Raw genomic sequence first — 22,002 nt, forward strand, 5'->3', positions numbered from 1 at the left:
CTTTTATTTCCCCTCCTGTTTGTTCTTCTTGAACGTGAACTTATTCTCCGTGCCGTGCAGCAGACGTCCAATGTTACTCCTGTGACGCCACAGCGCCATCGCCGTAAAGCAGGCGCTCACCACATAGAACTCCGGGAGATATGCGGCATCGATATGCAGATATCCCATATGTCCGAAGATCAATACCTGCACCAGATAACTCGTCACCACCAGAATCGATCCAAGGGACACATATCTTGTGATCGCGATGGAACCGATGAATAAGACCAGACAGACCGGTGCCGCCATCGGGCACACAGCGAGAATCATGCCCGACGTGCAGGCGATTCCCTTTCCACCCTTGAACTTGAGGTAAAACGGAAAATTATGTCCGAGCACAGCTCCGAAGCCGGCATACAGTTCCAGAATCCTGACTGCGTCCGGGTAAGCGTTCCGGAACAGAACCTTCACCAGAAGAACCGCCAGAATTGCCTTGCACAGATCTCCCGCAAACGTGATCAGTCCCGCCTTGATTCCAAGCACGCGCAGTGAATTTGTCGTCCCCGCGTTGCCGCTTCCCTCATTGCGGATATCAATCCCCTGGCTTTTTCCGTAGAGATACCCCGTCTGAAACAGTCCAAACAGATACCCGATTCCCAATGCAATAACCCTTGCTCCTATCATCACTGCTCTTCCTTTCTCTCCCGAATAATGAATTTCAGTGCCGTTCCGCGGAAACCGAACGTCTCACGGATACGGTTCTCCAGATACCTGGTGTAGGAAAAATGCATCAATTCCTTATCGTTGACGAAAATCACGAAGGTCGGCGGCTTTACCGCAACCTGCGTCGTGTAGTAGATGCGCAGACGTTTTCCCTTGTCTGACGGCGGCTGCTGCATGGCAACTGCCTCTGTCACGATCTCGTTTAAGACACCGGTCGCCACACGCATGCTATTGTTCGCAATAACCACATCAATCAGCTCAAAAATCTTATTTAAGCGCTGTCCTGATTTTGCGGAGATAAAAATAATCTCGGCATACGGCATAAAGCTTAAAATCTGACGGATCTTCTCCGTGTGACGGTAGATCGTCTTGTCATCCTTCTCGATCGCATCCCACTTGTTGACCGCGATGATAATTCCTTTTCCGCGCTCGTGTGCGATTCCGGCAATCTTGGCATCCTGCTCCGTGACGCCCTCCGTCGCATCGATCACGATGATGCAGACATCCGCCCGCTCCACCGCTGTCACCGCACGGATGATGCTGTAGCGCTCGATCTCTTCCTTAATCTTATTCTTCCGTCTAAGACCTGCAGTATCAATAAAGACATATTCTTTTCCGTCGTAGGTAATGTCGGTATCAATCGCATCGCGTGTTGTTCCCGCAATGTCGGAGACAATCACACGGTCCTCCTGTGCCAGCTTGTTAATGAGGGAGGACTTGCCGACATTCGGCTTACCGATGATCGCAACCTTCGGGCGCTCGTCCTCCTCCTCGTCCTTCGCATAGTCCGGGAAGTGTTTGACCACTTCATCCAGCATATCTCCAAGTCCCAGCATGGATGCCGCCGAGATCGGGAACGGATCGCCGATGCCGAGATTGTAGAACTCATACACATCCGGCATGAACTTCTCAAAGCTGTCCACTTTGTTGACCACAAGCACGACCGGCTTGCCGGAGCGTCTGAGCATATCTGCCACCTTGGAATCCGAATCCTGCAGTCCCTGTCTGACATCCGTGAGGAAAATAATCACGTCCGCCGTCGCAATGGCAATCTCCGCCTGCTCTCTCATCTGCGAGAGAATGACATCTCTGCTGTCCGGCTCAATACCGCCGGTATCGATCATCGTAAAATGATAATCCAGCCAGTTGACGTCCGCATAGATACGGTCTCTTGTCACTCCCGGCGTATCCTTTACAATTGAAATTCGCTCTCCTGCAAGTGCGTTGAACAGTGTGGATTTTCCAACATTCGGACGCCCTACAACCGCTACTACGGGTTTACTCATCTATCTGACCTTTCCTTTCTATAAAAAACAGTATCATCCATCTTCTTACTGACAGGCAGACTTCACCTGTCCCTATCATAATCCTGACCGCTTGATTTTACAATATCTGTCCCGACTTGTAAAGCAGTTTAACAAAGGCAGGCAAGAGGAACTGCCGCAATAAGCATAGACCTCTTTGTGGGATACGTAATATTATTAGAAAACCAGCCCTTGGGATTTCAGATGAAAATGCAAATGGAAATTCGGTTCAACAAATGTGGCATTTCTAACCAACCGAATGTTTGCATCTTCGATGATCCGTGTCTTTCCAAGTTTGGAGCACTCCGCGGGTCATGTCCGCATCCCGGAGACAATTTGTAGGACTTTTTTGTGTGTCCCTTATGGCACCTCTGAACAAAACATAACCGCGCGAAGCCGCTGTCTGAGTCGGCATCTGCCCTATTTTCAATAGCAGATGCCGGCGAGTTCGGTTCGCGCGGTTTTATATTGTCTGTGAAGAGGTGCCATTAGGGACACCAGAAAGTCCGCCCATTGTCTCCGGTGTGTCGGACATACACCCGTCGGATTGTCCAAACGTGGAAGAGACACGGAATCCGATGCAAACATTCAGCCGGAAGAAATGCTCACATTTTTCTCAAACGAATTTCCACCTGCATTTCCACATGAAATCCCCAAGTATGTTTCTAAACCATATTACTTATCAACACAAAGCACAATATGCTTATTGCGGCAATTTCTCTTCCTGCTGTAGTTCTACTGCATCATGTCTTGGTTCGTCATCAGCTTCCACTCGTCATTTGTGATGCCAAGTTTCTCAAGCGTCTCTACGATATGCACGCAGTCCGGTCCGAACGTCAGATACAGATTGCCGCCCGCTGTCATCTCCTGCCCGTCCACAGCTTTTCCTTCCAGCTTCTCTAAACTGTTGTGATAGTCATAATAATACATCCAGTTGTCAACATACCTGCCTGTACTATAATATTCCAGTTCAATGTTGCTGTAGTACGTGTCTTCCGGCTGCTCGCAATACTGATAATACTTCGCCAGATTTCCATCCTCGATATCCGCCCGGATGGCCTTTAAGATCTGCTCAATCTCCTTCTCGGAAAACATGTGCGTATTGTTAAGCCCCGTAGAAGTATACAGATCCATATATCCAGAGGTAAACCGGCACTCTGAATTTCCGATACCAAAAATCTCACGCTCCAGATTCTCCGGCTCGCTCTCCCACGCAAGGATCTGCTCTGCCGGTGTACTGTCAGCACCCCCATCCGCCTCAGGCAGTGGAAGTGCATACCGCCGCTCCACCTTGGAACCATCCTGCATATAATACAGGAACGTTGTATAATAAAATCCCGAACCGGTACGTTCTACCTCCTGATAGGCATCCTTATTTGCAATAATCTGGCGCTGCAGCTCCGTCAGTGTCGCAAGTTCTTCTCCTTTCACCTGCACCGGATAATCCAGATAGACGAACGCCGTCTCCACATCCGCCACCTCCGGCACATAGCGCTCCAGACCGAATGCATCCATTTCAAACAGGGATACAAACACCACTGTGATCACGGCAGTCGCCGCCCACTCCAGCACGCGTTTTCTGCGAAATACCCTGAAATTCTTTTCCAGCAGCATCTCTGCTCCAAAGAAAAAGAGGAAACCCATCACCACACTGCAGAGCAGCAGCCACGGATATTTGCGCAGCTGCGGCAGATCCGTGAGCATGGATATGACCGTGACACCGACGACCAGACCTCCGCAGATTGCCGCTCCCCAGCGGAATACCGGCTTGATGATCCCGATGCTGACCCAGTCGCCCGCCGTCTCGATCTGCCGCCTCTTATACATCTGGCAGGCCACCACGACAAGCACAACTGCTGCCGCCGCATAGATTCCGATGAGCGGCATGCCCGTGATCTTAATGCCGGTAATTCCATTCCCATTCTCCGTGTAGATAAGACTGCTGCGAAGATTATTGTTCAGATAATAAAGCGGCGATAAAATGCAGCTTTTTCCCGGATTCCATGCATTCTCAATCCCGTAGCTGATGGTTTCAATCACCTTTGCAACAATAAACATGCATCCCACATACAGATAGTTGACGATCACATAATAGCATGGCATTGCAAACGCCTGCCCTGTGAACATCGCCACGAAAACCGCAAGTGAGTATGCAAAAAATGTCACACCAGCCTGTGCCAACAGCGCAGCGAACAGATACTGTATACAGGTAAACTGGTTTGCCAGGCATACGAGCACTGTGATAAAGAATGTGATGATCTCCGGCACGATCAGAAAAATGAGTCCTGACAGATAATTCGTCACATAAAGTTCCAGCCGGTTGACCGGCAACGCATGCATCATATTGGCGCTTTTTGCCGAATACAGATAGGAAAACACTGCCAGCGCCGCTGCCACTGCGAAGAAAAAGACCGGCAGAGGAGGGATCATCCGGTGTACTGCCAGCTCCACCAGCTGATACATGCGGTAGGTTGTGTCCTCGTTCCCCGTTCCATAATAGTAGTACGGACTGGCAGCCTTCTGCCACACCCATACGGGAATCACCACAAGGAGATATATCTGGTAAAGCAGCCACAGCGGCCAGAAATGCGTGAAGTTCTTCTTAAATATCGTGCGGTTAAAACAGGATGTCTTTGACTTCATAATCTGCCCCTCCCATCTCGTAGATAAATATTTCTTCCAGTGTCAGCGGCAGTACATCCACAATCGTCGGATTGCAATATGACAGTGCCGCCTCTGCTTCCTTTGGATCTCCCTTTACGATCATGGTATACACACGCCCTGTATTTGCCATGTGAAGCACCTGAAAATGTTCCGGAAGCTTCGGCATTCCGCTCTGACACGCCACCTGGATTTTCGACACACTTCCCTGCAGGTCGCTCAGTGAGCGCTCGATCATGATTTTTCCATGATGCATGATACCGACATGGTCACACACATCCTCAAGTTCACGCAGATTGTGGGACGATACAAGCACGGTCATCTCTTTCTCTGCGACCTCCGACAATATGATGCTCCAGATCTGACGCCGCATCACAGGGTCGAGTCCGTCCACCGGTTCGTCCAGAATCAGAATATCCGGCTTGCAGCAGATGGCAAGCCAGAATGCCACCTGTTTCTGCATTCCTTTCGACAGCCGTCTGATATTGCGCTTCACATCAATATTCGGGAAAAACTCCTGCATCCGGTAAAACAGCTTTCCATCAAAAGACGGATAGATCCCCTCATAAAAACGCTTCATCTCCATCGTGTCTGCCTGCATGAAATAAAACAGTTCGTCTGGTATGTACGCGATTTTTGATTTGACCGCCTTATTCTCATATACATTTTCCCCGTCGATCTGCACCTCTCCCTGATCCGGACGGTACACCCCCGTCAGGTGGCGGATGAGTGTGGACTTTCCTGCTCCGTTCGGTCCGACCAGACCGTAGATGGCTCCCTTTTCCACGTGCATGTCCACACCGTTTAGCGCCACAAATCCGTCAAATGCCTTTTTTAATCCGTTTACCTGAATCATACCTTCTCTCCTCCCTCTGCCGCATGTTCGATCCGTGTGATCAGATCGCTCCTGCTCACTGACAGGAAACAGAGCTCCTCCACCACTTCATCGAACTCTTCCAGCAGTTCATGCTGTCTCGTATTCAGGATTTCCCTGTGCTCCGCCACAAACGTTCCCTTCCCGGCAACCGTGTATGTATATCCCTCGCTCTCCAGATCGCGATACGCTTTCTGAATCGTATTGGGATTGATCGCCAGTCCGGACGCCAGTTCGCGGACAGACGGCAGCTTCTCGTTTGCCGAAAGAGAATTTGTGATAATCAGCTTCCGAAAGCCATCCTTGATCTGTTCATAAATCGGTTTGGAGTCCCGGTAATTTAACTGAATCAAATCATAACCTCCCATCTGTACCAACTGTACTATTTGTCTTAATACAGCTACTATAGCATGGAAGGTTCCCTCATACAATAAAGATAATCCTATGAAATTATTAACTTTTATTTAACTTCGGCATCAGCCCAGATATGCACACAGGAGTTTGAAGGTGTTCTTCACGCCGTCCACATGGCTTCTCTCGTAGCCGTGCGACGCGTACACGCCCGCGCCGATCAGTCCGTGGCGCACGTCATAGCCCGCCGTCAGCGCCACATCCGCATCCGATCCGTAATGCGGGTAGACGTCCACCGCAAAGTCAAGTTCCTCGCGCTTTGCCGCCGCAATCAGTCCCGTCACGACGTCGTAGTGATACGGTCCGTGGCTGTCCTTCGCGCAGATGGACACCTGTGTCTCCTCGCAGGCAAGACCGTCTCCAACGCAGCCCATGTCAACGGAAATAACCTCAGTCACACCCTCCGGAATCGAAGCGGCTCCGCCGTGTCCGACTTCCTCAAAGACGGTGATGTGCTGGTAGATCATGCGCTCCGGTGTGACATTCTCTTCCTTTAAATATCTCGCATAGCCAAGCAGGATGCCGACGCTAAGCTTATCGTCCAGGAAACGGCTCTTGATGTAGCCGCTCTCTGTGACGGTCGTGCGCGGATCAAAGCAGACGATGTCTCCCGTCATGATGCCGAGTGCCTCCACGTCCTCTCTGGAATGTACCTTCTCGTCCAGCACGATCTCCGTCTCGTCAAATGTACGCTTCTTGTCATTGTAATCGCCGTTGACATGGATGGATGCATTGGCAAGCTGCAGGGTTCCCTCGTAGACCTTTTCCCCGAAGCGGGTATGGATTCTGCAGTTCTCCGCCTCGGCATTGTTGGCGTTCATTCCGCCGACCGGTGTCACGCGCAGTCTGCCGTTGGACTTTATCTCCGCTACCATGGCGCCGAGCGTGTCAATGTGTGCCTCGAGCATCACGGCATTCTTTTTGTCCTTGCCGCCAAGCGCCACAAGCACGCCGCCTTTCGTGGTCAGTTTCGGCTCATAGCCGAGCTTCTGGTACTCTTTCATCACATAATCCGCCACCTCTGCAGTGTATCCGCTCGGACTGTCGATTGCCAGAATCTTCTTTGTCTCCTCGACCATATATTCCACATATTTTTTTGTCTTCATCTTTTTTCTCCTTTTCCGCTTTCTATTTGATTCTATCTACAGACCATACCTGAAGGACGATCTTATACATCCTTATTTCAGGTACAGAAATCCGCCCAGATTTCCGCGCTTTCCATGACTTGCGCGGTGGGAAAACAACAGCTTTGGATTGCAGCAGGTACAGATGTCCGTCACTGCCAGATGCTCTTTTCGCACGCCCGCCTCCTGAAAAATGATCTCGTTCGCCTTCCAGAGATCCAGCTGGTATTTTTTGTCTGCGTGAGCCATCCCGACGCTGTTCTTCTCACTCTCTGCCAGAATCTCCTGCTCATGCCCCGGAAATTCCTCCGCGAAAATATCTGCCACATCTGCGCTCACCTCATAGCAGTCCTTGCAAATGGACGGACCGACCGCGCAGACCACATCCTCTGGTCTGGTGCCGTATGCCTCCTGCATGGCAGACAGAGTGACCGCTCCCATGCGCGCCGCCGTGCCTCTCCATCCGGAATGGCTCATTCCGATGGCGCGGTGTACGGGATCCACCACATATAACGGCACACAGTCCGCGTAGAACGTCGACAGGACAAGTCCCGGCTCATCCGTAATCAGTCCGTCCACATCCCGGTAGTCCCGCTCTCTGGTCAGTCCTTTTCCGGCGTCCGCTGCCGTGACGCGGCGCACATTGACGGTATGTGTCTGATCCGAGCAGACAAACTGCCCCACCTCTGCCCCGAGTGCCCTCGCCAGGCGCCGGTAATTTTCACGCACCGCCGCCTCCTCATCACCTCTGGTAAAGCTTAAATTCATCGTAGAAAAAATGTCTGTGCTGACACCTCCGAGCCGTGTTGTAAAACAATGCTCCACGATCCCCGTGCGCTCCAAAAGGGGATATTTTAGCAGCAGAAGCCTGCTGCCGTCCTCATTTTCATGCCAGTCCTCCCGCAAAACCGGTTGTTCTGCTGGTTTTCTCACAAACGCTGTCAAGTCTCATCCTCCCGTCATCCCTGAAATTCAAATGCATGTTTCACAAGCCGTACTTCCCCGTCCGTTCCAAGCACCGCCGCCACATCAAAGCGGCAGGGCGTCGTCTCCCCATATCCGTGCGTCAGGCAGTAATATTGCGCCGTTCTGCTGATGCGGCGCTGCTTCGCCCGGTCCACCGCCTCCAGCGGATCGCCCGTCTGCCCGTCTCTGCGGTATTTCACTTCCACAAACACCAGGTATCTGCCATCGCGGGCGATGATGTCGATCTCTCCCTGCCGGCATCTGAAATTGTATCCAATCAGCTCGTATCCCTGTTCCTTCAGATACTCCCCCGCCCGTCTCTCATACGCTGTTCCCGTCTGCCGCCTGTTCATCCGGTATCCTCTCTCCCTGCCTTTCGTCCGATCCATCACCACGTTCCGCCGTCCGGGTTCTTCCCGTGCCTTCTGTTACCATCACGGCATCTGTCATCTGCCTACAGTAAGCCGGATTCTTTGAGTTTTCCCTTCATGCGGTCCATATCGTCCACAAAGACAAGGATCTCCGCGACCACCTCGTAGAGTTCCGGCGGAATCGTATCCCCGATCTGAAGTCTGGATAAGGTCTCCGCCAGCTTGTTATCCTGATAAAACGGAACATCGTTTTCTTTTGCCGTCTCAATGATGCGCTCCGCCACCTCGCCTTTTCCGACTGCGAGGATCTTCGGCGCCACCTCGCCCGGATTGTAGGCAACGGCGACCGCCGTCTTTTCTTTTCCTGCAATATGCTTGTTCTCCGCCATCGCCACATCCTCCCTTCAAAGAATCCTGCTTTCCTATGCTCTTACATCAAAAGAATAGCGGTGCAGGCTTCCCACCGTCGCCTTTCCTTTCTTTACGATGTTCTCCTTGAAACTGATGTCTTTTTTCTCATGTGTGACCGTGATGGAAGACTGGTAGCCCTTGCTCTTAAGACGCTTGTTCAGCACTTCCAGGTGCTTTTCCACCAGATCATAGGAGGCATCATCCTCCAGATAAAAATTGGTGCGTACGCTGCGGTTCTGCATCCGCACTGAGACGTCCGTGGAGCCGAGCTGCTCCATGTCCAGATGTAAAAATGCCGTCAGTTCCGCATCCGGATCGCGCAGATTCTTCCGGTTCGCATAGACATAGAGTTCCCCGTTCGCATTTTGTCCGGACATCTTTAACGGCAGCTGCACATAGTGATAAATCTGGTTCATCTGATTCATGAACTCCAGATTGCCGTGAACCTGCGATGCCGTCTGCAAAAACGTATTCTGCGTGCTTCCGGTCGCCCGAACCGCCTCCTCCATCTGGGAAAGCTGCTGCTCTAAGCGCTCATACAGCCCGCTCACCTTATGCTCCTGCTTTAATTCCTCCGGCTGCAGAAGCCACTGCTTCTCGATCACACTGCGGAAAATGGTCTGAAATTCCTTTCCGGCAAAAAGCTTCTGCATTCCCGCAAAGCCGAACCCGCCATTCTGTGCGAGCGCTCTGCCGAGCTTCTGTAAAAACTGTTCTGCCGTCAATTTTTCATTCAAGACCGGCTGCTCCTGCGCCGCTTCCTCCTGCGCCATCAGTTTCGCCACCTCCGGACCTTCTTCCGAGAGCGTATCCACAAAGACTTCCTCCTGCTCTCCGCCGGCAAAAATCTCCTCGTTGCCAATCAGAGCCGGAATGTTCCGAAGCATTTTTCCCAGATGCTCGATCTGCTCCTTCGACAACAGTTCCCCGACTGTCCCCGGAGTCTCTGCCGTCCTTCCATATGTCAGTTCCGCGGTCACTCCGACCCCTGTCTCTGCTTCTGCCGCTGCGCCCTGTCCCGCTGTCTCCGTGGTCGAAGCGGCACCTGCCTTCTCCGCCACTGCCGATGCCGCTGCGGTTCCCTGTTCCGCCGCCGTGGGCGCGCCCGCCTCTGCTTCTGCCACCGTGGCTGCATTTTCCTGTCCCACTGCTTCCGCGATTACTCCGGCGCCTGCCTCTGCTGCGGAAGATTCCTGTCCCGCTGCCGCGGTCACTCCGGCATCTGCCGCTTCCGCCCCGGGCATAAAAATATCGAGCATTTTCTCATAGAGAGAAAACGCCGTCTCCGGCGAGAGCGCCTCGTCCGAAAGCAGTTCCATCATATGTCCCGCTGCCAGATCCATCTCTCCCACGAGTGCCTGCCGGTCGGACAGATAATTTTCAAACTGCGCCGCCATCTCCTCCGTCACCGGGAGTCCGAGCTTCGTCATCTGCACGATGGTCTGCACATTGGCATCCGGATTCGCGCCAACCAGCTTCGCCATATCGAGAATGCTCTGTCTGTCGATCGACATCTGCTCCTGCATCATCGTATCCACCATCACAAGCGTCCGGTCCGTCGCAGGCACCTGCGCCGCCGAAAGCGCGTTGAGCAGAATCGGATTGCTGACATTTCCAAGCTCGGTGTACGGGCGGATCGCAATCGTCTGCCCGTCATTGGCGCGCACCTGGAAAAACATGCTCGAGCCCTGCTGTAAATCCATTTTTCCGTCCAGCCGCGCGGTGATGGTCTGTCCATTGCCCAGCGCCAGCGTCACTTTTCCGCCGCGCACACTGTTGATCGTCCCCTCGAAAATACTTCCCGCGGAGAGATCCCCGATCGTCGACACCAGTTTCTGAACGCTCTGCGCCCCATGCAATTCTTCCGTTCCGTTGGCCACATTCCGGCTGTACTGTCCTACCAGATCCGATATCTGCATGTATGTTCCCTCTTCCCGTCTAAACCTCTACAAAATTTCCAATAAAGCTCCGGCGATGAATCGACGTCGGACCGTATTTTTTCAGCGCCGCAATATGTTCCGCCGAGCCATAACCCTTATTCGCGGCGAATCCGTACCCCGGCATGATCTTGTCGTACTCCACCATCAGCCGGTCCCTGGTCACTTTTGCCACAATGCTGGCTGCGCCGATCGAGATGCTCTTGGCATCTCCCTTGATGATTGGCACCTGCCGTATCGCAACCCCGGGTATCGCCACCGCATCATTTAATAATATATCGGGTGCATCGCCCAATTTGCTTATAGCTTCCCGCATCGCCTCGTACGTTGCCTGCAAAATGTTAATCTCATCAATGCGCTCCGGTCCCACCATGCCGATGCCGACCGCCACCGCTTTTTCCATAATCACATCGTACAGTTCCTCTCGCTTTGCCGCTGAGAGCTTCTTGGAATCGTTGATATAGAGGATGTCGCAGTCCTTCGGCAGAATGACCGCTCCCGCCACAACGGGGCCGGCAAGCGGACCTCTCCCCACCTCATCAATCCCACAGATACGCGTATACATCCCGTACTCGCGCTCATACCTCCACAGCCGGTCAATCCTTGCACGCTCCGCCTCCAGCTTTGCGAGGCGTCCGTTCGCCTGCTCGATGAGCTTTTGTACGCCCGCGCGCTCGTCCGACCTGTATTTTTCGATAAAAGAAGGCAGCATGTTCTCCTCTGCCGCCTTGAATTCTTCCCTGATTTCTCCGATCTTTTTCGTCTCCATCTGCTTCCTCTCCCGCCGTATGTTCCCGCTGCCTGTGCTAATCGGGCCGCTCCAGTGTGATCCTGCCAAGCTTTCCGCTGCGGAATTCATCAATCAGAAGCGTCGCCGCCTTGCTGTAGTCAATCTCGCCGCCCTTCGCCACACAGCGGCGGTTCTCCGCAATCCCACGCAGGATCTCTGCCGGCGCCGCCGTCTCGTCGATATCCAGCTCCTCCGTTCCATAGCGCGCCTGAAGCGCTCCCGGATAGTAGGCGGTCAGCACTTTGATCAATTCCAGGGACAGCTCATCGATGTTTAAAATCTCATCCTTGATGGCACCGATTAACGCCAGTTTTAATCCGACCGTCTGGTCTTCAAACTTCGGCCATAAGATTCCCGGTGTATCCAGAAGTTCTACATTCTTGTTCAGCCGGATCCACTGCTTGCCCTTTGTAACGCCTGGCTTGTTGCCGGTCTTGGCGCACGCCTTTCCGGCGTAGGAATTGATAAACGTGGATTTCCCCACGTTCGGGATTCCAACGACCATCGCCCGCACCGGACGGTTCATGATGCCGCGCTTTCTGTCGCGCTCGATTTTCTCCTTGCACGCCTCCATGACGACCGCCGTCACCTGCTTCATGCCGTTTCTGTTTCTCGAATCCAGGCTTACCACATAATAGCCCTTCTTCTGAAAATACGCACTCCACAGCTTTCCCGCTTCCTCGTCCGCAAGATCCGACTTGTTCATAAGGATCAGCCGCGCTTTGTTTCTGCCCAGTTCGTCAATGTCCGGATTCCGGCTGCTGAGCGGAATCCGCGCATCGACAAGCTCGATGACCAGATCGATTAACTTAATGTCTTCCTGCATCTGACGCTTTGCCTTCGTCATATGCCCCGGGTACCACTGAAACTGCATAATTACTCTCCATTCTCTTACTGTCTGTTTTATAAAAATCCAAAGTCCTTAAACGGTGCCACGCGGAACCAGACTTTTCCGATAATATATTCCTTCTTAATGTTGCCGATGTTGGCATAGCGGCTGTCCTCGCTGTTATTGCGGTTGTCGCCGAGCACGAAATACTCGTCCTCACCCAGCGTGATCTCTTCCGCCGCCAGTCCGGCATCCTCCATCTGCGCCACATCCACATCTTCCGCAAACAGTTCGCCGTTGACATACACTTCGCCGTTCTTAATCTGAAGCGTATCCCCCGGCACCGCTATGACGCGCTTGATGTAATAATGTGACTTTTCATTGCCGTTCGGTAAAAATACAATCACATCGTTCGGCCTGGGATCGGTTACTTTGTATATAAAACGGTTGACCAGAATCTCATCCCCGCCGTTTAGCGTCTCCGCCATGGACTGCCCCACGACACTCGTCCGCAGTCCGACAAAATATACCAGTGTAAACGCTACCAGCAGTGTGATCGCGATCTCAATGATCCACACACACGCTTCCTTCACAACCGACATATTCACTTTTTTCTTCTGTCTGCCAAAGTTCAGTCCGCTTCTACGTCTGCGCATTCTTATCCTCCATGTGCCGTGTGCCCGCCGCACACGATTCCTGCTTTACTTTAACACAAACCCTGTGGCTTCGCAATTTAATTTTGGTGCCTTATAATACGAAAAAAACCGGAACACACTCCATATGGAATCCTGTTCCATACAAAATATGTCCCGGCTTCTTAGCGCTGCATTGTATTATTTTACAAGCTCTTTTACCTTTGCCTTCTTGCCGACACGGTCTCTTAAGTAGAATAACTTTGCACGTCTGACTTTACCCTGACGAACAACCTCTACCTTCTCAACGTTCGGAGAATGTAACGGCCAGGTCTTCTCTACGCCGACACCGTTAGAGATCTTTCTGACTGTGAAAGTCTCGCGGTTGCTTCCGCCCTGTCTCTTTAAAACAGTTCCCTCGAATACCTGGATACGCTCACGGTTACCCTCTTTGATCTTACCGTAAACCTTTACCGTATCACCTACGTTAAACTGCGGTACTTCTGCCTTGAGCTGCTCTGCTTCAATGCTCTTAATGATTTCACTTGCGTTCATTTTGTGACCTCCTGATTCATTGGATGTTCTTAATACGTCAATTCGTAACAGAGGACCATCTATTTATTCACAACTATTCCAGTATAACACAGATTGTACGGATTGCAAGCATTTTCGGCAAATATTTTCATTCTCTCTCTTCACGCTCCATCCAGTAGATGCGTCCCTTAGAAAAACAGAGTCCCAGGGCCTCCTGCAGTCCTTTGGATGCATCATTGCCGATCTCAACCTGACCGTAGGGTCTCTCACCGCGCTCTAATCCGAGATTGATCATATATGTCTCAAGTGCCATGCCGATCCGGCGTCTGCGGTACTCCGGCGAGACGAAGAGCATCCCGATGCCGCCCTCCGCGTGCATTCCGATAAAGCCCGCAAGCTGCCCGTCCACAAACGCACCGAAGAGCGCTCCTTTTTTGATCCGGTCTGTCACATACGCCTCATCCGATATCGTATTGTAATCGCGCACCACCGCGTCTAAGTGTTCCATCGTAAGCGGACGGATGACCACGCCGTTTTCAGCCGGTTTGCCGTCCATGCGGTACAGTCCGGTGACAGGCAGCTTTTCGTGCTTTGTATACACGATCTGGTTGCAGGTCATCGCCGTGCGAAATCCCAGATATTTTTCTGCCGGTTCCGTCATGAACTCCTGATGCAGCACCAGAAGGCCGCTCTCCTCCCCGGCGTCCCCGTGTAGAATTTCAAGCATCCTGCAGCCGGCTTTGATGTCCTCCGCCGTATGAAAATACGCCCCACTGACTTTATCCTGCAGACAGATATTTTTCCCTTCTGCAAAAACAAGGCGCGCCTGCCCGCGCGCAATCAGCTCGGTCATATCCACATGCAGCAGCTTGTCCCCGGCAAGCACCTTTTTGCAGGACATCAGTCTCTCGTAGCCTGCGTAGAGATCCGGCCGCCTCTCCTGTGTGCGGCGCTCCGCCTCCTGTCTGCGCCACTCGGCAATTTTTCTCTGATTGCCCGACAGCAGCACCTTTGGCACCTGCTTTCCGTGCCATTCCTCCGGGCGGCTGTACTGTGGATACTCTAACAGATCGCCCTCGAAGGACTCCGTCTCCCCGGACTCTCCGTTCGCCAGTACCCCGGGCACCATCCGTGAGATCGCGTCTATCATCACCATCGCCGGAAGTTCCCCGCCGGTCAGCACATAATCGCCGATCGACACGTAGTCCGTGACGGTCTCCTCTAATACACGCTCGTCGATCCCCTCATAGTGCCCGCACAGGAAAATAAGATCTTCCTCCTTCGCGAACTCCTTTGCCATCTGCTGGTTGAACACGGCTCCCTGCGGCGTCACATACACCGTGCGCACCGGTCTGTCCCGCAGCTCCTCCGGCTGCCGGCTCCTGATTTCCTCGCAGGCTGCCTTCCACGCATCGTAGACCGGCTGCGCCTGCATCAGCATGCCGGCTCCCCCGCCGTAAGGATAATCGTCAACTTTTTTATGTCGATCCGCCGTATAATCCCGGATGTTGACTGCATTCACGGACAGCAGTCCCTTTTTTGCCGCACGTCCAAGGATGCTCTCCGAGAGTCCCTGCGTCACCATCTCCGGAAACAGTGTCAGAATATGATAATTCATGCTGTGCCTCCTATTTTCGGTTGATGTCAAGCAGTCCCGGAAGCAGATGCACGCACATCTGTCCCTGCTCTACGTCCACATCGCGGATGCAGTCCCTGATCGCCGGAATGAGCACTTCCTCCCCGTCTGTCATGGAGATCACATAGACATCGTTCGCGCCGGTCTGCATCACATCCGACAGCGTTCCCAATTCCTCACCCTCGTCCGTCGACACCTTCATGCCGATCAGATCTGCAATAAAGTATTCGTCCTTTTTCAGCTTTACCGCGTTCTCTCTCGTCACATAAAGGCTCTTTTTGCGATATTTTTCCACATCATTGATATCATCAATTCCCTTAAATTTGAGAATCACCATATTTTTAAAGAACTTGACGCCTGCAATCTCAAGTTCTAATTTTTCTTTTCCGGTATCCAAAATCACATTTTTGAGTTTTTTGAAGCGCGCTGGATCGTCCGTTGTCGGAAATACCTTGACCTCCCCACGCACCCCGTGTGTCGTCGTGATGACACCGACCTGCAATAAATCTTCCATGCATGTCCTCCGTTTCTGTCTCTGATATCCGCAGTAGCCGCAATATGAACAAAGGAGCTGCCACCCCATTATCTGGCGCGACAGCTCCTCTGACCTGTTACTGCATGATCTCTACAATAACTTTCTTCTCTTCCTTTGAGGCAGCAGCCTTCACAACAGAACGGATTGCCTTGGCAATGCGTCCCTGTTTGCCGATTACCTTGCCCATGTCGGACTGCGCAACGCGCAGTTCAAGCACGATGGCTTTCTCATTCTCTGTCTCTGTTACGACGACCTGATCCGGATAATCGACGAGTGATTTCGCAATTACTTCTACTAATTCTTTCATTAGGTCCACCTCGCGAATCCTATTTCTCGATGCCTGCGCTCTTGAAAATACGAGCAACTGTATCGGTCGGCTGAGCTCCGTTAGCTAACCACTTCTTTGCTAACTCCTCATTTACATGATACTCGCTTGGATCTTTCGTTGGATCGTATGTTCCGATCTCCTCGATGCACTTGCCATCTCTCGGGGATCTGGAATCTGCTACTACGATTCTATAGAAAGGAGCTTTCTTCTGTCCCATTCTTCTTAATCTGATCTTTACTGCCATTACTTTCACCTCCTTAAATTTGCTTAACTGATCTATTTAGAATGCGTTATACGCAATTTCTAACATTAAAACGGAAGCTTGCCGAACATTCCACCACCGCGTCTGCCCTTCTTCATCATGCCAGGCATCTGCTTCATCATCTTCTTCATCTGTTCAAACTGCTTCACCAGACGGTTGACCTCCGCAATATCGACACCGGCTCCCACCGCAATACGGCGCTTCCTGCTCGGATTCAAAAGGGAAGGATTCTGTCTCTCCTCCGGCGTCATGGAATAGATGATCGCCTCCGTGCGCGATAAGCTCTTCTCGGCTGCTGCCTCGTCAATATCCGGCATCTTGCCTGCGCCCATCCCGAGTCCCGGCATCATACCGAGGATACTGGACAGACCGCCCATCTTCTTCATCTGACTCATCGACTCCAGATACATCTCAAAGTCAAATTCGTTCTTGCGCATCTTCTGCTCAATCTTCTTCGCCCGCTCCTCGTCAAAGTCCTCCTGGGCTTTTTCGATGAGGGTCAGCACATCGCCCATACCGAGAATACGCGATGCCATGCGATCCGGGTAAAACTGCTCCAGATCCGAAAGCTTCTCTCCCATACCCGCATAAAAAATCGGCTTACCGGTCACTGCCCGGATGGAAAGCGCCGCACCGCCTCTGGTATCACCGTCGAGCTTTGTCAGAATGACTCCGTCGATACCGATGCGCTCATCAAAGGTCTTCGCCACATTCACCGCATCCTGTCCTGTCATGGCGTCCACCACAAGGACGGTCTGATGCACTGTGACATTTTCTTTTATCTGAATCAACTCTGCCATCATATCTTCATCGATGTGAAGACGTCCGGCAGTATCGATGATAACGATGTTAAAATCGTTCTTCGCGGCATGTTCCATCGCCGCTTTTGCAATGTTCACCGGGCTGTTCTTATCGCCCATGGAAAATACTTCCACGCCCTGCTTCTGTCCGTTGATCTGTAACTGTTCGATCGCTGCCGGCCGATAGACATCGCCTGCCACGAGAAGTACCTTCTTGCCTTTCTGCTTGAACTTTCCGGCAAGCTTTGCTGCTGTGGTCGTCTTACCTGCTCCCTGAAGACCGGTCATCATGATGACGGTAACTGCCTTGCCGGGCTGCAGTGTGATCTCGGCTGTCTCCGAGCCCATCAGCTTGACCATCTCTTCGTTTACAATCTTGATGACCATCTGCCCCGGGTTCAGTCCGTTCATCACGTCCTGTCCGACGGCACGCTCCTCCACGTCCTTGACGAACTGCTTGACGACCTTGAAGTTGACATCCGCCTCTAAGAGCGCCATCTTGACTTCCTTAAGCGCTGTCTTGACATCCGCTTCCGTCAGCCGTCCCTTGCTGCGCAGGTTCTTGAATACATTTTGAAGTTTTTCAGATAAGCTGTCAAATGCCATCTATAACTCCTCTAATATCTGATTGGAAATCTGTTCAATCTCCACGATCACTGCCTCGTCATGGCTCTCATGAAACTGCTTCGTCAATGCATGAATCTGTTCCACGCTGCGCTTCGCCGACATGAACTTTGCGATCAGATGAAGCTTCTCCTCATACCCCTCAAGGGTCTTCGTACACCGCTTCACCATATCGTGAACGCCCTGTCTGCTGATACCTTCCTCGTCCGCGATCTCTCCGAGAGACAGATCATTGAACACGAAATCCTCATAAATTCTTCTCTGATGTTCGTTCAGCAGTTCTCCGTAAAAATCATACAGATACGCCTGTTCAATCTTCTCTTCCATCTGAAATCCCACAATCACGCCGTATCCGGCATCTCTCACTCATTGCCACCGTGATAGAATAGCATAAAAGGAAAAAGGTGTCAAGTATTTTTTCTTGACACACTTTTTCCTTCTTTTTACACCGCCATCGCCGTCTGCACGATCATGCAGAACAGGCATGCCGCCGCACAGATTCCGTAGAGAATCTCACTCTTTCCTTCTGTTGAAAAAAATCCCACGCCGGCCACCACGAACCCTGCTCCCGCGGCAATGACCGGCCACATGAAAAGACCGAAGGCAGTACCGCTCCATCTGCAGATCACAAGCGCCGCAGCAAAACCGCACGCTGCCGCAACAAGCCAAACCATGATCTGTTTTATCCATCTGCGCATAGGGATACCTCCATACCTTCGGTTTTCATTTTATAAGAAGATGTATTTGCACACAAACAGTACCGCCAGCACATACATCAGCGGTGTGATCTTCTTTGCCTTACCGCATACGACATTGATGATGACATAAGAGATAACGCCGATCGCAATACCCTCGGAGATGCTGTACATGAGCGGCATTGCAAGCAGGCATAAGTATGCCGGAATTGCCTCTGTCATATCCGTGAACTCGATGCTTGTCACCGTAGACACCATAAGGAAGCCGACGAAGATCAGAGCCGGTGCTGTCGCAAAGCTCGGGATCGAGCAGAAAATCGGGGACAGTACCACAGAGATCAGGAATAAGAATCCGGTCACTACAGAGGAGAGACCTGTTCTTGCTCCTGCTGCCACACCGGAGGAACTCTCAACAAACGTGGTGGTTGTGGAGGTACCGAGCACAGCGCCTGCGGTGGTTGCAACCGCATCCGCCAGCAGCGCTTCCTTGATGCGCGGCAGCTTGCCGTCCTTGTCCAACATATCCGCTTTATTTGCCACACCGATTAACGTTCCGAGTGTATCAAACATATCTACAAACAAAAATGCACATACAACTGCGATGAAGTCAAAGACACGCACATTGGAGAAATCCAGTTTGAAGCACTGTCCGAATGTCTGACCGATCGCGGTCAGGTCGGTAAATCCGAGCGCCGGGTATAAGGAATAAAAACCGGCTTCCGCATCCGGAACATAGATTCCTGCCGCCTGACAGATCATTCCAAGCACCCAGGTAATAACGATACCGAATAAAATCGCGCCTTTTACGTTCTTAATGTACATAATTGCAATCACAAACAGACCGATCAGCGCTAACAAAGCACAGATGCCGGCAGTCTTGAAATTGCTGGTAAAGTCAACATAGGAAACAAGTGTGGAGCTGTTCGCCACTACGATGCCGCCATTCTGCAGACCGATAAATGCGATAAACAGCCCGATGCCGACGCTCACACCTTTTTTCAGGTTCAGCGGGATCGCATTAAAGATTGCTTCACGCACATTGGTCAAAGAAAGTACGATGAAAACCAGACCTTCCACAAAAACAGCCATTAAAGCTACCTGCCAGGAATATCCCATCGCACCGCAGACCGTGTATGCAAAATACGCATTCAGTCCCATCCCCGGTGCCAGTGCAAACGGATAATTTGCAAGGAGCGCCATCGCCATGGTACCAATAAATGATGCCAGCGCGGTTGCAATGAGCACTGCTGTCTTATCCATTCCCGCCGCTGCAAGCATGGTCGGGTTGACTGCCAGAATGTACGCCATCGTCATAAAGGTTGTGATACCTGCCATGACTTCGGTCTTGGCTGTCGTGTTGTTTTCCTTCAGTTTAAACCACTTTTCTAACATTTTCTTTCTCCTCCTCTTTGTTTACAGACTCGTGCGCACCAGCTTCGGCTTATAACCTTTCTTCTCCAGCGCTTTCATGATCTGTTTTTTGTGCTCGGTGCCAAAGCTCTCGAGCGTAATACGGAGTTCCACTGCCGCGCTGCGGTTCGTTGTCACAAACTGGTTGTGCTCCAGTTTGATGACGTTGCCCTGCTCTGCGGCAATCGCTGCCGAAACCTTGGACAGTTCTCCCGGCTTATCCGGCAGAAGTACCGACACGGTGAAGATACGGTCGCGGAAAATGAGTCCCTGCTGTACCACGGAGGACATCGTGATGACGTCCATGTTGCCGCCGCTTAAGATCGATACCACTCGTTTGTCGGAAACATCCAGATGTTTCAACGCAGCTACGGTCAGCAGACCGGAGTTTTCCACAATCATCTTGTGATTCTCCACCATATCCAGGAAGGCCACGACGAGTTCATCATCCTCCACCGTGATGATGTCATCCAGATTTTTCTGGATATACGGGAAAATCTTGCTTCCCGGCGTCTTGACCGCCGTGCCGTCCGCAATGGTGTTGACCTGCGGCAGCGTCGTTACTTTTCCTGCCGCGAAGGAAGCCTGCATACAGTTCGCTCCCGCCGGCTCCACGCCGATGACTTTGATCTTCGGATTCAGAAGCTTCGCCAGTGTGGACACACCGGTTGCCAGTCCGCCCCCGCCGATCGGAACCAGAATGTACTCCACCAGCGGAAGCTCCTTAAAGATCTCCATGGCGATCGTTCCCTGTCCGGTTGCCACTGCCAGATCATCGAACGGATGGATGAAGGTATATCCCTCCTTGTCCGCAAGCTCATATGCCTTCTGGCACGCCTCGTCATAGACGTCTCCGTAGAGCACGACTTCTGCGCCGTAACTCTTGGTACGGTTCACCTTGATGAGCGGTGTGGTGGTCGGCATGACGATGACTGCCTTGCAGCCGTAGCATTTTGCTGCGTATGCCACACCCTGCGCGTGGTTTCCCGCCGATGCCGTGATCAGCCCCTTTGCACGCTCCTCATCACTTAACGTGCTGATCTTATAATATGCGCCTCTCACCTTGTATGCCCCGGTGAACTGCATGTTTTCCGGCTTAAGGTAAACCTTGTTGCCGGTCTGCTGACTCCAGTAATCGCTGTATACCAGCTTTGTCTCAAGTGTCACTTCTTTGACTTTTTCACTTGCTTCCTCGAACTTGTCTAATGTCAACATCCGCTTTTCTCCTCTCCTACTTCAAATAATGCGTTTACGAACTGGTTGGAATCAAACTTCTGCAGATCCTCGATCGTCTCCCCGACGCCGATATACTTGACCGGAATGCCAAGCTCCGAGTGGATTGCCACTGCGATACCGCCCTTTGCCGTGCCGTCCATCTTTGTTAAAATAATTCCCGTGATGTCGGCGCACTCGGAAAACTCTCTCGCCTGGTTTAACGCATTCTGTCCGGTCGTCGCATCGAGCACCACGAGTGTCTCACGGTACGCATCCGCATATTCTTTTTCCAGAATACGATTGATCTTTTTTAATTCCTCCATGAGGTTCTTCTTATTATGAAGGCGTCCCGCCGTATCACACAGCAGAACATCCGCATTTCTCGCCTTGGCTGCCGCCACCGCATCGTAGACGATCGCCGCCGGGTCTGCGCCCTCCTGTCCGCCGATCATATCCACACCGGCGCGGTTTGCCCACTCCTGCAGCTGGTCTCCCGCCGCTGCGCGGAAGGTATCCGCTGCCGCAAGCACGACCTTTTTCCCCTGGTCCTTGAGCTTTCCCGCCAGCTTTCCAACGGATGTGGTCTTGCCCACGCCGTTGACACCGATCACGAGAACCACGGATTTCTCCGTCTCAAAGCGGTATGCCGTCTCGCCGACATCCATCTGCTCCTTGATGCTGTTAATCAGAAGTTCCTTGCACTCTGCCGGATCTTTGATGTGATTCTCCTTCACTTTTTCCTTGAGACTCTCAATGATCGACTCAGTCGCATTGACGCCGATGTCTCCCATAATCAGAATCTCCTCGATCTCCTCATAGAAATCATCGTCAATGCTGGAAAATCCACTGAAAATGGAATCTATGCCGGATACGATATTATCTCTCGTCTTGCTGAGGCCCTCGACCAGACGTCCCCAGAAGCCTTTCTTTTCCTCGCCCATAATGTACTCA

At 52.0% G+C, this 22,002-nt stretch carries 24 protein-coding genes and 1 pseudogene; all 25 read right to left on the bottom strand.

From position 1 onward, the window contains the following. Positions 1-3: 3 nt before the first annotated feature. On the bottom strand, positions 4-663 hold the full coding sequence (plsY, locus tag RHOM_RS09490) for a glycerol-3-phosphate 1-O-acyltransferase PlsY (protein ID WP_014080089.1): 660 nt from the start codon (positions 661-663) through the stop codon (positions 4-6). Continuing rightward, the gene (gene der / locus RHOM_RS09495; protein WP_014080090.1) at positions 663-1,988 is read right to left on the bottom strand and encodes a ribosome biogenesis GTPase Der; all 1,326 of its coding nucleotides are present in this window, start codon (positions 1,986-1,988) and stop codon (positions 663-665) included. The genes plsY and der overlap by 1 nt, the downstream gene beginning before the upstream one ends. Positions 1,989-2,741: 753 nt before the next feature. Next, the gene (locus tag RHOM_RS09500) at positions 2,742-4,649 is read right to left on the bottom strand and encodes a hypothetical protein (protein ID WP_014080091.1); all 1,908 of its coding nucleotides are present in this window, start codon (positions 4,647-4,649) and stop codon (positions 2,742-2,744) included. Further along, positions 4,624-5,523: an ABC transporter ATP-binding protein gene (locus RHOM_RS09505; protein ID WP_014080092.1), complete on the bottom strand. Its 900-nt coding sequence runs from the start codon at positions 5,521-5,523 to the stop codon at positions 4,624-4,626. Before RHOM_RS09505 ends, RHOM_RS09500 begins: the two co-directional genes overlap by 26 nt. Next, positions 5,520-5,894 carry a GntR family transcriptional regulator gene (locus tag RHOM_RS09510; RefSeq protein ID WP_014080093.1) on the bottom strand — a complete coding sequence of 125 codons (375 nt, stop codon included), beginning with the start codon at positions 5,892-5,894 and terminating at the stop codon, positions 5,520-5,522. The genes RHOM_RS09505 and RHOM_RS09510 overlap by 4 nt, the downstream gene beginning before the upstream one ends. Before the next feature lie 123 nt (positions 5,895-6,017). Continuing rightward, positions 6,018-7,058: a M42 family metallopeptidase gene (locus RHOM_RS09515; protein ID WP_014080094.1), complete on the bottom strand. Its 1,041-nt coding sequence runs from the start codon at positions 7,056-7,058 to the stop codon at positions 6,018-6,020. A 72-nt stretch (positions 7,059-7,130) separates the two neighbouring features. Next, positions 7,131-8,021, bottom strand: coding sequence for a peptidoglycan editing factor PgeF (gene pgeF / locus RHOM_RS09520; protein WP_014080095.1), 891 nt, complete (start codon positions 8,019-8,021; stop codon positions 7,131-7,133). A 14-nt stretch (positions 8,022-8,035) separates the two neighbouring features. Beyond that, positions 8,036-8,431, bottom strand: a complete 396-nt coding sequence (locus RHOM_RS09525; RefSeq protein WP_044024661.1) for a YraN family protein — start codon at positions 8,429-8,431, stop codon at positions 8,036-8,038. 65 nt (positions 8,432-8,496) lie between these two features. Next, a complete protein-coding gene (locus tag RHOM_RS09530) occupies positions 8,497-8,802 on the bottom strand; it encodes an EscU/YscU/HrcU family type III secretion system export apparatus switch protein (RefSeq protein ID WP_014080098.1) in 306 nt (101 codons plus the stop codon). A gap of 33 nt (positions 8,803-8,835) precedes the next feature. Beyond that, entirely contained in the window at positions 8,836-10,743 is a 1,908-nt protein-coding gene (gene fliK / locus RHOM_RS09535; RefSeq protein WP_014080099.1) for a flagellar hook-length control protein FliK, read from the bottom strand. Between the two features lie 19 nt (positions 10,744-10,762). Further along, positions 10,763-11,530 (bottom strand): ribonuclease HII, encoded by a 768-nt coding sequence (locus RHOM_RS09540; protein ID WP_014080100.1) that lies wholly within the window; start codon positions 11,528-11,530, stop codon positions 10,763-10,765. Between the two features lie 37 nt (positions 11,531-11,567). Continuing rightward, on the bottom strand, positions 11,568-12,425 hold the full coding sequence (gene ylqF / locus RHOM_RS09545; protein WP_014080101.1) for a ribosome biogenesis GTPase YlqF: 858 nt from the start codon (positions 12,423-12,425) through the stop codon (positions 11,568-11,570). 29 nt (positions 12,426-12,454) lie between these two features. Continuing rightward, positions 12,455-13,036, bottom strand: a complete 582-nt coding sequence (gene lepB / locus RHOM_RS09550; RefSeq protein ID WP_014080102.1) for a signal peptidase I — start codon at positions 13,034-13,036, stop codon at positions 12,455-12,457. 177 nt (positions 13,037-13,213) lie between these two features. Beyond that, entirely contained in the window at positions 13,214-13,567 is a 354-nt protein-coding gene (gene rplS / locus RHOM_RS09555) for a 50S ribosomal protein L19 (protein ID WP_014080103.1), read from the bottom strand. A 127-nt stretch (positions 13,568-13,694) separates the two neighbouring features. Then, the gene (locus RHOM_RS18420; protein ID WP_334290589.1) at positions 13,695-14,447 is read right to left on the bottom strand and encodes a GNAT family N-acetyltransferase; all 753 of its coding nucleotides are present in this window, start codon (positions 14,445-14,447) and stop codon (positions 13,695-13,697) included. A gap of 6 nt (positions 14,448-14,453) precedes the next feature. Then, positions 14,454-15,164: pseudogene (gene trmD / locus RHOM_RS18425) on the bottom strand (tRNA (guanosine(37)-N1)-methyltransferase TrmD); the annotation flags it as partial. A 10-nt stretch (positions 15,165-15,174) separates the two neighbouring features. Further along, positions 15,175-15,696: a ribosome maturation factor RimM gene (rimM, locus tag RHOM_RS09565; protein WP_014080105.1), complete on the bottom strand. Its 522-nt coding sequence runs from the start codon at positions 15,694-15,696 to the stop codon at positions 15,175-15,177. A 97-nt stretch (positions 15,697-15,793) separates the two neighbouring features. Then, positions 15,794-16,024, bottom strand: coding sequence for a KH domain-containing protein (locus RHOM_RS09570; RefSeq protein WP_014080106.1), 231 nt, complete (start codon positions 16,022-16,024; stop codon positions 15,794-15,796). A gap of 19 nt (positions 16,025-16,043) precedes the next feature. After that, positions 16,044-16,289: a 30S ribosomal protein S16 gene (gene rpsP, locus RHOM_RS09575; RefSeq protein ID WP_014080107.1), complete on the bottom strand. Its 246-nt coding sequence runs from the start codon at positions 16,287-16,289 to the stop codon at positions 16,044-16,046. 65 nt (positions 16,290-16,354) lie between these two features. Next, positions 16,355-17,713 (bottom strand): signal recognition particle protein, encoded by a 1,359-nt coding sequence (ffh, locus tag RHOM_RS09580; RefSeq protein ID WP_014080108.1) that lies wholly within the window; start codon positions 17,711-17,713, stop codon positions 16,355-16,357. Continuing rightward, positions 17,714-18,058: a YlxM family DNA-binding protein gene (gene ylxM / locus RHOM_RS09585; RefSeq protein WP_044024966.1), complete on the bottom strand. Its 345-nt coding sequence runs from the start codon at positions 18,056-18,058 to the stop codon at positions 17,714-17,716. It abuts the gene before it with no gap. A 116-nt stretch (positions 18,059-18,174) separates the two neighbouring features. Next, positions 18,175-18,429: a hypothetical protein gene (locus RHOM_RS09590; protein WP_014080110.1), complete on the bottom strand. Its 255-nt coding sequence runs from the start codon at positions 18,427-18,429 to the stop codon at positions 18,175-18,177. 30 nt (positions 18,430-18,459) lie between these two features. Next, positions 18,460-19,818 carry an NCS2 family permease gene (locus RHOM_RS09595; protein ID WP_014080111.1) on the bottom strand — a complete coding sequence of 453 codons (1,359 nt, stop codon included), beginning with the start codon at positions 19,816-19,818 and terminating at the stop codon, positions 18,460-18,462. A gap of 21 nt (positions 19,819-19,839) precedes the next feature. Further along, entirely contained in the window at positions 19,840-21,051 is a 1,212-nt protein-coding gene (gene ilvA, locus RHOM_RS09600) for a threonine ammonia-lyase (protein ID WP_014080112.1), read from the bottom strand. Beyond that, a complete protein-coding gene (ftsY, locus tag RHOM_RS09605; protein ID WP_014080113.1) occupies positions 21,045-21,992 on the bottom strand; it encodes a signal recognition particle-docking protein FtsY in 948 nt (315 codons plus the stop codon). Before ftsY ends, ilvA begins: the two co-directional genes overlap by 7 nt. Positions 21,993-22,002 lie beyond the last annotated feature (10 nt).

Origin of the sequence: Roseburia hominis A2-183, assembly GCF_000225345.1 — a bacterium.
Classification (GTDB): domain Bacteria; phylum Bacillota; class Clostridia; order Lachnospirales; family Lachnospiraceae; genus Roseburia; species Roseburia hominis.